A 9,754-nucleotide genomic window follows, 5' to 3' on the forward strand; every position below is an offset into this window, starting at 1 on the left:
GCAGCTAAATTGGGGATTGCCCGTGCATTGCTGGAAGTTAGTGCAGATTATCGCCCTGTATTGAAAGCAGCAGGTATGCTCAAACGTGACCCACGTTCAGTTGAGCGTAAAAAACCAGGTCGTAAAAAAGCAAGAAAAAGCTTCCAGTTCAGCAAACGTTAACCGCCAATTCCCTAAAGGAATGGAATGGTATTTCGTTTTCAAATTAATAAATTATCAAATTATCAAATTATTATCATGGAAAATACTTCCTTACAACAGCAACTTCTTGAAGCAGGCGTTCACTTTGGTCACTTAAAAAAGAAGTGGAATCCTAAAATGTTACCTTACATTTTTGCTGAAAAAAAAGGCATCCACATTATTGACCTGAACAAAACTGTAGAAGGTTTACAGGAAACTGCTGCTGCATTAAAATCAATTGCAAAAAGTGGTAAAAAAATAATGTTTGTTGCTACAAAAAAGCAAGCCAAAGAAATTGTTTCTGATTGCGCCAAACGCATTAATATGCCTTATGTAACAGAACGTTGGTTAGGTGGTATGCTTACCAATTTCAACACAGTTCGTAAGAGTGTGAAAAAAATGCAAAGCATCGAAAAAATGCTAAACGATGGTAGCATTGATAATCTTACCAAAAAAGAACGTTTAACACTTACCCGTGATAAGGATAAAATGGAAAAAGTGTTGGGCGGTATTGCACAAATTAGCCGTGTACCTGCAGCATTATTTTTGGTTGATATCGGTCACGAGCACATTGCATTGGCAGAAGCAAAACGTTTAAACATTACCACATTTGGTATGGTTGATACAAACTGTGATCCAAATAAAGTGGAGTTTGCAATCCCTGCAAATGATGATGCAACAAAATCTATTGCCATTATTGTTAACTATATCGTTGCAGCAATTGCTGAAGGCTTGGCAGAACGTTTAGCTGAAAAAGATGATGATGATAGCAGCAGCGACAGTGACGAAACAGCAGAAGCTAAAGCTGCCCGTTTTGAACAAAAGGCAGACAGCAGTGATGATAGAAATAAAAGAGCAAGAGGTGCTGCACCAACTAAACGTCGTGTACCAGGTCCGGGAGCAGGTGGTAGAAGACCAGCAACAGGCGGCGGTAGTGGTCCAAGGTAAAACTCAGTTCTTTAATTAACAATCTTACAATTTTACAAAAATTCATTTGCCTGACAGCAGGTGAATTTTTAAGTTAAAAAATATAATTATGAGTGCAACAATTACCGCAGCTGATATCAACAATCTGCGTAAATCAACCGGAGCCGGCATGTTGGATTGCCGTAAAGCATTAACTGAAAGCAATGGCGATTTTGAAGCAGCTATTGACTGGTTACGTAAACAAGGGCAAAAAGTGGCTGCAAAACGCAGCGACAGAGAAACAAAAGAAGGCGTTGTATTGGCAAAAACTACTGCCGATAATAAAACCGGTATTATTGTTTGCATCAGTTGCGAAACTGACTTTGTAAGTAAGAACGCAGAATTTGTTGCTTTCTCTCAAAGCATTATGGATGCAGCCATTGCCAACGATGTAAAAAGTGCAGAAGAGTTAAATGAAGTAGTAATAAACGGTGCTAAAGTATCTGAACTAATCAATGATAAATTAGCTGCTATTGGTGAAAAAATTGCAATCAAATTTGAACGTGTTGAGGCTGCTTATGTTGCTTCTTACATCCATGGCGCAAACCGTATGGGTGTATTGGTTGGTTTTAATAAAGATGCAGTGGAAGCAGGTAAAGATGTTGCGATGCAGATTGCAGCAATGAATCCTTTGGCCATTGATGAAACATCTATCGCTCCTGAAACAATTGCAAGAGAAAGAGAAATTGCTATTGAACAAATTAAAGCAGAAGGCAAACCGGCTGAAATGGCTGAAAAAATTGCAGTGGGTAAAGTAAATAAATTTTTTAAGGATAATACTTTACTGGCTCAGGCTTTTGTAAAAGATAACAGTAAATCTGTGGCAGATTATTTAAAAAGCGTAGATAGCGAACTAAAGATTGTAGAATTCAAAAGAGTGGCTTTGGGATAATTTTCCCGAATATATTTTAAAAAAAGGCGAAACGAAAGTTTCGCTTTTTTTATAGGTTGATTCTATAAAAATTATCAGGGCAGTTTAAAAACTATATCTTCGCATCGCAAAAAATATTACACCTTATGCCACCAAAGTACAAACGGATTCTTCTAAAATTATCAGGTGAAGCCTTAATGGGCGATAAAAATTTTGGGTTAGACAGCGATGTTATAGCAAGGTATGCAAAGGATATTAAAAGCATTACGGATTTAGGCGTTCAGGTAGCAATTGTAATTGGTGGTGGAAATATTTATAGGGGAATGAACGAAGCTGAAACAGGAATTGAAAGAGCTCAGGGAGACTACATGGGCATGCTCGCTACCGTAATTAACGGGATGGCTTTACAAAGTGGTCTTGAAAGAGCAGGAGTTTATACACGTTTGCAAAGTGCTATCAAAATGGAACAAATTGCAGAGCCTTATATTCGTCGCAGGGCAATGAGACATTTGGAAAAAGGACGGGTAGTTATATTTGGAGCAGGTACAGGCAATCCTTATTTTACAACAGATACTGCAGGCTCTTTAAGGGCCATAGAAATTAAGGCAGAAGTAATTTTAAAAGGAACAAGGGTAGATGGTATTTATTCTGCCGATCCTGAAAAAGATCCTGCTGCAACCAAATTTGAGAATATTACTTTCAATGAATGCATCAGCAAAAATCTGAAAGTAATGGATATGACTGCTTTTACTTTGTGTATGGAGAATGAATTACCCATCATTGTTTTTGATATGAACAAAGAAGGGAATTTATTAAAAGTAGTAACAGGAGAAAATGTAGGTACATTGGTAAGAGTCTAAATAAAGTTTTATAATTAAAAGCTTCCGGTAAACAATGCCGGAAGCTTTTTTGTTTTATTGACCTTACTGAATAAATGATTACTGATTATTTTGTATCTTAAGATTGGCGAAGAATTTTCAGATTACTGGTTTTAGCAATTATTTTAGTTAAAGTAGCACAGCAATTTTTTAAAAATTACAGACATTTTTTTATCTGGATAATTATGGAGAATAACGATGCAAATGATTTATTGATTCAGCTAAAACAACTGGTATCAGAAAATGCAGGCCTTAGGGCCAGGGTGGAAGAGTATGAATTTAATGCAACTGTTAAGGAACGGGAAATGCTGGTAATAAAGCAGCAGCTTGGCAACAACAATGAATTAACAAGCAGGCTTGATAACCAGGTAATGGAAATGGAACTTCTGCACAATTTTATGGATAACCCTTCAACAGAAAAGGAAAGTGTTGTCAACATACAAATGGAGCTGCAAAATGGGCAGAGTGTAGGATTTAAACATCAACTGGAAGACCTGCGGCAGCAATATAACTATTTGCAAATACTTGTAACAGATCTACAGACCCAGGTACAGGATTTAAAAAACAAAAATCTTTTATTGCAACAGCAAGGCAGCCGCATAGCAGAACTCGAAAGCCTTTTGGCGGATGCAGAACAGGAAAGAGATGAATGGAAAGCACTGTCAGCTTTAAAAGAATAAATTAACCTGTAAAAACAGTTGCATTACATGCTTAAATTTTGCAGGCAAGCATGAATGAAAGAATTCAAAAGTATCTTTACTTAATAGTGTTTAGATACTTTTTAATGTTCCTTATTTAGCACGATTTTGTAAAAAAAAATTTAAATATGAATAATATAGCGGATATAAGAAAGGAGTATAAGATGGAAAAATTAAATGAAATAGATGTTGAAAGCAATGCCATACAACAGTTTACTAAATGGTGGCAGGAGGCAATCAATAGTTCCATAGAAGAAGTTAATGCCATGACACTGGCAACTGCTACACCAGATGGCAAACCTTCAGCAAGAATTGTTTTATTAAAGGATTATGATGAAAGGGGCTTTGTTTTTTTTACCAATTATGAAAGCCATAAAGGAAAGCAACTTGCGTTTAATGCACAGGCAAGTATTGTATTTTTTTGGAAGGAGTTAGAACGCCAGGTAAGGATTGAAGGTATGGTAGAGAAAGTGAGCAATGAAGAAAGTGATATTTACTTTTTATCAAGACCATCTGGAAGCCAGATTGGTGCATGGGCATCACCGCAAAGCATTGTAATTGAAAACAGGGAAGTCATTGAAAATAATGTAACAACTTACAGTAAGCAATTTGAAGGAAAACAAATTGTTCGTCCTTTGCATTGGGGTGGCTATCGCCTGAAGCCACAATTGATAGAGTTTTGGCAAGGAAGGGAAAGCCGTTTACACGACCGCTTGCAATATACTTTACTAAAAGAAGGTGACTGGAAAATTGAAAGATTAGCTCCTTAGCAATCATTTGATAACAGATAATTGAAAACTAATAATAGCAACAATTATCCATTATCATTTAATTTTATCAGGCTTCTTTAGGCTTTGGTGCTACATTTTTTTTAGCTGGCTTTGATGGCCTTGATTTACCAAAAGATCCTTTTGTAATTTTACCTTTTTTGGTTTTAATATCTCCACGTCCCATAGTATTTTATTTTAGTTTATTTAAATAAGTTTAAAAAAGCAAGACCATAACATGTCTTGCTTTTTAATGTGTTTGGGCAAACATTACAATTTACCAGACAATTCTTTACCAGCTTTAAATTTAGCTACTTTCTTAGCTTTAATTTTAATAACAGCGCCAGTTTGTGGATTGCGTCCGTTACGGGCAGCTCTTTTAGATACAGAAAAAGTACCGAAACCAACTAAAGTTACTTTACCATTTCCTTTTAAAGTTTTTGTTACTGCTTCTACAAAAGAGTCTAAAGTTGCATTGGCTTGTGTTTTTGTAATGCCAGCATCTTCAGCAATTTTTGAAATTAATTCTGCTTTGTTCATAATTTATTTTTTGAAATTTTATTAACTGCAACAAATATAGAAGGTTTTTTATTGCAACAAATTTTTTTCTATAAAAAATTATTTATAATAAAACGCTGAAAACCGCAATGAATAAGGGATTTGGGCATTTTAACAAGCAATATATAAACCTATTAAACTTTAAATATTGCCTGTAATGCAGTATGGTAGCGGCTTTTAGTTAAATTGGCTTTAAAGTCAATCCCCATGCGGCTTTTAGGTTGATAAACAACCAGTTTTTATTTTACACATTTAGTTAACAACCTGCATTATTGAGCGAAATGCAATGAATTTATTTCCCCATTTATCAAAAGATTTTTGGCGTATAGTGCCTGCAAATATTTCGATGTATTGGTTGTACAAGCTCTTGCTTTCTGCCTTATACTGCACTGCATAAGTAGGTCCTTCTGAATCATCTGTTTCTAACAAGTGCAGTATACTTGCTTCTGTAAAACATCCGGTACCAATCATGTCGGGAATATGTTCTTCTTTCAACCATTGCAGCCATTCATGCTTTATATTATTATCAACTTTTATTGTAACGTTATAGATGTACATATCCTGATCAATTTTTAATTTCTAAAAATATAGGGCAATGATCACTGTGTTTTACATCCGGATAAATATCCGCATCTACCAATTGTTTTTTTAATGGCTCTGTAACCGTGATGTAATCAATGCGCCAGCCCTTATTGTTTAACCTTACTGTAGGAAAACGCTGGCTCCACCAGCTATAGCGGTGAGGTTCCGGGTGAAATTCACGAAAGGTATCTATCCAGCCACTGGCTAAAAATTTAGTCATCCATTCTCTTTCCTGTGGTAAAAAACCAGAAGATTTTTTATTGCCTTTGGGATCGTGAATGTCAATTTCATTGTGGGCAATATTATAATCGCCGGTCAAAATTAATTTTGGAAATTGTATTTTTAATGTATTCACCCAGGTATGAAATTCATTCAGCCAAACGTATTTAAAACCCTGCCGTTCATCACCAGAGGTTCCTGAAGGAAAGTAAGCATTAATTAAACGGATATCACCAAAATCTGCCTGTATTATCCTGCCTTCATTATCGCTTAAAGGAAGACCACAACCAACCACTACATTATCCGGTTTTATTTTTGAAAAAATAGCAACGCCACTATAGCCCTTTTTTTGCGCACTAAACCAATGATGATGAAAACCCAGTTCATCCAGTTGTTTAAAATCAACATCGTCTTTAGTGGCTTTTGTTTCCTGCAGGCAAATAATATCTGCAGGGTTAGTTTTAAGCCAATCTATAAAACCTTTTTTAAAAGCTGCACGGATGCCATTTACATTGTAAGAGATGATACGCATGACGTAAGAATTTTGCTAATCGTTTAAATAAATTGATACGAAATTAATTTTTCATTTTTCCACCTGCAGGAAAAGTAAACCCCAAATTTAAAACCATTTCATAAGTACCAAAGGCATGCCTGGCAGTACCTTCATAAACTTTTAAATTAGAGTAACGGGCATAGTCAAGTTTGTTGGAATATTCAAGGTAAACATAATTAAAAAAAGTTGCCCTGATAGCAGCTTCGGCACCTATGTTCCAACCACCAAATTGAAAACCCTGTTTATTTTTCTGACCAAAAAAAGCATTTTCTACATGAGGTATAACAGGCCCAATACCGGCTTTACCTAAAAAATCAATTTTAATTTTTTCTTTTTTATCTGCATACCAATGCCAGCGTTTTACAACATTGAAAAGTAAAAAATTTGCACCGTTGTTAAGGTAATAATAAAAGCCATTTGGTTGAGAAAAGTTAACAGTAGTGTCAACAGTTTTGCTATTAAGTGTGCCTTTAATTCTGGCCTGCTGGTCGGTAAATATAAATTTGGTATGATCAAAATTGATCTCAAATGCGAGCCCCTTTTTTTTATTTACAAATAACCCGATCCGGTAATTGTATTGAGGTATGGAAATCGCTTTGGTAAAGAGGCCTTCATCCCAACCCGGGTGATCGTGCCCTTTAATATTTACAAAACTGTAGTTGTTACCAAGAGATGGCTGGTTTATTTTTACATTGCTGTTGGTGTACCATTCTTTATTATATCCCCATGAAAAATAGAACTCTTTTTTTCTTTGCGGTTTTTTGCTTTGTGCAGCGGCAGAAAATTCAATCAAGGTGAATAAAAACAATAAGACGACGGGTAGGATATTTTTTTTATGCTTCATTAAACAGTGTTTTCTTTACATGGTAAAAATAGCCAAAAAGCAAATGTGTTGCTGTTATTATTGGGAGTTAGTTAATATGATCTTTATTAAACATTATAAAGCAGCCTTGTTAATCCAGTATAGGACTTAACCATCTTTTCATTTCTTCCAACGGTATTTGTTTTCGTTGGGTATAATCTTTTAACTGATCTTGATTTATTTTTCCAACGCCAAAATATTTACTAGCCGGATTGGCAAAGTACCAGCCACAAACGGATGATGCCGGATACATGGCCAAAGATTCGGTAAGATGAATCCCTGTTGTTTCTTCGCCGCCGAGCAGGTTGAACAGTTTATATTTTTCTGTATGGTCCGGACAAGCAGGATACCCAGGTGCCGGGCGAATACCCTGGTATTCTTCTTTAATCAGTTGATCGTTTGATAAATGTTCTTCTTTAACATAACCCCAATACTCCAGCCTGGTTTTTTTGTGCAGCACTTCTGCAAATGCTTCTGCAAAACGATCTGCCAATGCCTGTAAAATGATCTTGTTGTAATCATCCAGAGCATCTTCGAATTTTTTAATGTGCGGTTCAATGCCTTCAATAGTTACTGAAAAGGCACCAATGTAATCCTGCTTTGTAAAACCCTTAGGCGCAATAAAATCTGCTAAAGATAAATTGGGCTGGCCGGCCGCTTTTTTAATTTGCTGCCTTAGAAATTGTAATTCAATATCTGTATTACCGATGTTTATAGTAACTGTATCCGAAGCTGTTTTATTAGCTGGCCAAAAACCGATAACACCTCTTGCTGTTAACCATTTCTCCTCAATAATTTTTTGTAATATTTTTTTTGCATCACTGTAGAGGTTGGTTGCCGCTTTACCAATTACTTCATCTGTTAACAAGGCAGGAAACTTACCATGCATTTCCCAGGCAATAAAAAAAGGTTGCCAGTCAATGTACCCGGCAATTTCTGCAAGGTCATAGTTTTCAAATTTTTTAGTGCCTGTAAACGTTGGAGTAACCGGCGTAAAATTATCCCAGTCAATGGCTGCAACGTTTTGCTGCGCCTCAACAAAAGGTAAATAATTTTTTATTGTTTTGCGGTTGGCAAAATCTTCTTTTAATTTATGGTACTCATTTTTTATTCCGTTTAAAAAATCTGGCTTCTGCTCTTTACTTAACAAGCTGCCGGCAACGGTTACACTGCGGCTGGCATCTAATACATGAATTACACCATTGTCATATTCCTGTGCAATTTTTACAGCAGTATGCATACGGCTGGTAGTGGCACCGCCAATTAATAAAGGCTGTGTCATTCCCCTGCGTTTCATTTCATGCGCCACATGTACCATCTCATCAAGAGAAGGCGTAATAAGGCCACTGAGCCCTATGATGTCTACATTGTTTTTTTTGGCGGCATCTAAAATTTTATCTGTTGCCACCATTACACCCAAATCAATAATATCATAACCATTACAACCCAATACCACACCAACAATATTTTTACCTATATCATGCACATCACCCTTTACCGTTGCCAGTAAAATTTTTGCGGCACCGGCAGCTTCTTCGTTTGTAGTGCCTGCTGCCAGGTGGGCCTGTTTCCTGTCTTCTTTTTCCTGTTCAATAAAAGGGGTAAGTACTGCCACGGCTTTCTTCATTACCCGGGCGCTTTTTACTACCTGCGGCAAAAACATTTTGCCTGCACCAAATAAGTCGCCCACAATGTTCATTCCATCCATTAACGGGCCTTCAATTACATCAAGGGGTTTAGGATATTTTTGACGGGCTTCTTCCGTATCAGCATCAATATAATCTGTAATGCCATTTACAAGAGCATGCGAAAGGCGTTTTTCAACCGGATCATTTCTCCACTTTTCATCCTTTATTTCTACCTTACCTTTTGCCTTAACTTTTTCGGCGTGTATAATTAATTTTTCAGTGGCTTCATTGTTATCATTGTTTTTGTTCAGAATCACCTCTTCGCACAAGTTTCGTAAAGTAGGTTCAATTTCATCATATACTACCAACTGGCCTGCATTTACAATACCCATATCCATCCCCGCTTTGATGGCGTAATACAGGAAAACGCTGTGTATAGCTTCCCGTACATGATCGTTTCCTCTGAAAGAGAAGGATACATTGCTAACACCTCCGCTTATTTTGGTAAGTGGCATTAATTTTTTTATTTCAGCAGTGGCTTCAATAAAATCAACTGCATAATTATTGTGCTCTTCAATGCCTGTTGCAATGGCAAAAATATTGGGGTCAAAAATAATATCCTGTGGATGAAAACCTACCTGTTCTGTTAATATCTTGTAAGCCCTGTGGCATATTTCAATTTTGCGTTCTTTGGTATCTGCCTGGCCTACTTCATCAAACGCCATTACAATTACAGATGCGCCATAGCTCTGGCAAATAAATGCCTGCTCAATAAATTTTGCTTCTCCCTCTTTCATTGAGATGGAGTTAACAATGCATTTACCCTGTACACATTTTAACCCTGCTTCAATAATCTGAAATTTTGAAGAATCAATCATGATCGGGATCTTGGCAATGTCAGGCTCGGCCTGTACCAGGTTTAAAAAAGTGGTCATTGCTTCCACGCCTTCCAGCATAGCATCATCCATGTTGATGTCTATTATCTGTGCCCC

12 protein-coding genes are annotated in these 9,754 nt (G+C 36.6%); 6 read left to right on the forward strand and 6 right to left on the reverse strand.

Features of this window, described 5'->3' with window-relative positions:
* The 6 genes from rpsI to pdxH all read left to right on the forward strand — a co-directional run.
* Positions 1-162, forward strand: a 162-nt coding sequence (gene rpsI / locus H7254_RS04070; protein ID WP_301931780.1) for a 30S ribosomal protein S9, incomplete at its 5' end; no start/stop codon positions are given.
* A gap of 75 nt (positions 163-237) precedes the next feature.
* Positions 238-1,128, forward strand: a complete 891-nt coding sequence (gene rpsB, locus H7254_RS04075) for a 30S ribosomal protein S2 (protein ID WP_301931769.1) — start codon at positions 238-240, stop codon at positions 1,126-1,128.
* 88 nt (positions 1,129-1,216) lie between these two features.
* A complete protein-coding gene (tsf, locus tag H7254_RS04080; RefSeq protein ID WP_301931770.1) occupies positions 1,217-2,038 on the forward strand; it encodes a translation elongation factor Ts in 822 nt (273 codons plus the stop codon).
* Between the two features lie 125 nt (positions 2,039-2,163).
* A complete protein-coding gene (pyrH, locus tag H7254_RS04085) occupies positions 2,164-2,877 on the forward strand; it encodes a UMP kinase (protein WP_301931771.1) in 714 nt (237 codons plus the stop codon).
* Between the two features lie 203 nt (positions 2,878-3,080).
* Positions 3,081-3,575: a hypothetical protein gene (locus tag H7254_RS04090; protein WP_301931772.1), complete on the forward strand. Its 495-nt coding sequence runs from the start codon at positions 3,081-3,083 to the stop codon at positions 3,573-3,575.
* 146 nt (positions 3,576-3,721) lie between these two features.
* On the forward strand, positions 3,722-4,363 hold the full coding sequence (gene pdxH / locus H7254_RS04095; RefSeq protein WP_301931773.1) for a pyridoxamine 5'-phosphate oxidase: 642 nt from the start codon (positions 3,722-3,724) through the stop codon (positions 4,361-4,363).
* Positions 4,364-4,430: 67 nt separating this feature from the next.
* On the opposite strand, the gene H7254_RS04100 is transcribed toward pdxH, so the two are convergent.
* The 6 genes from H7254_RS04100 to metH form a co-directional block, all read right to left on the reverse strand.
* Positions 4,431-4,547, reverse strand: a complete 117-nt coding sequence (locus H7254_RS04100) for a 30S ribosomal protein THX (RefSeq protein WP_301931774.1) — start codon at positions 4,545-4,547, stop codon at positions 4,431-4,433.
* A gap of 83 nt (positions 4,548-4,630) precedes the next feature.
* Entirely contained in the window at positions 4,631-4,900 is a 270-nt protein-coding gene (locus H7254_RS04105) for an HU family DNA-binding protein (protein ID WP_301931775.1), read from the reverse strand.
* Positions 4,901-5,170: 270 nt separating this feature from the next.
* Positions 5,171-5,476: a DUF4286 family protein gene (locus H7254_RS04110; protein ID WP_301931776.1), complete on the reverse strand. Its 306-nt coding sequence runs from the start codon at positions 5,474-5,476 to the stop codon at positions 5,171-5,173.
* Between the two features lie 7 nt (positions 5,477-5,483).
* Entirely contained in the window at positions 5,484-6,251 is a 768-nt protein-coding gene (locus H7254_RS04115) for an exodeoxyribonuclease III (protein ID WP_301931777.1), read from the reverse strand.
* A 43-nt stretch (positions 6,252-6,294) separates the two neighbouring features.
* Positions 6,295-7,116, reverse strand: coding sequence for a hypothetical protein (locus tag H7254_RS04120; RefSeq protein WP_301931778.1), 822 nt, complete (start codon positions 7,114-7,116; stop codon positions 6,295-6,297).
* A gap of 109 nt (positions 7,117-7,225) precedes the next feature.
* On the reverse strand, positions 7,226-9,754 hold a 2,529-nt coding region (metH, locus tag H7254_RS04125; protein WP_301931779.1), incomplete at its 5' end, for a methionine synthase.

The sequence above is a fragment of the Ferruginibacter sp. genome (genome assembly GCF_014377975.1).
Taxonomy (GTDB): domain Bacteria; phylum Bacteroidota; class Bacteroidia; order Chitinophagales; family Chitinophagaceae; genus Ferruginibacter.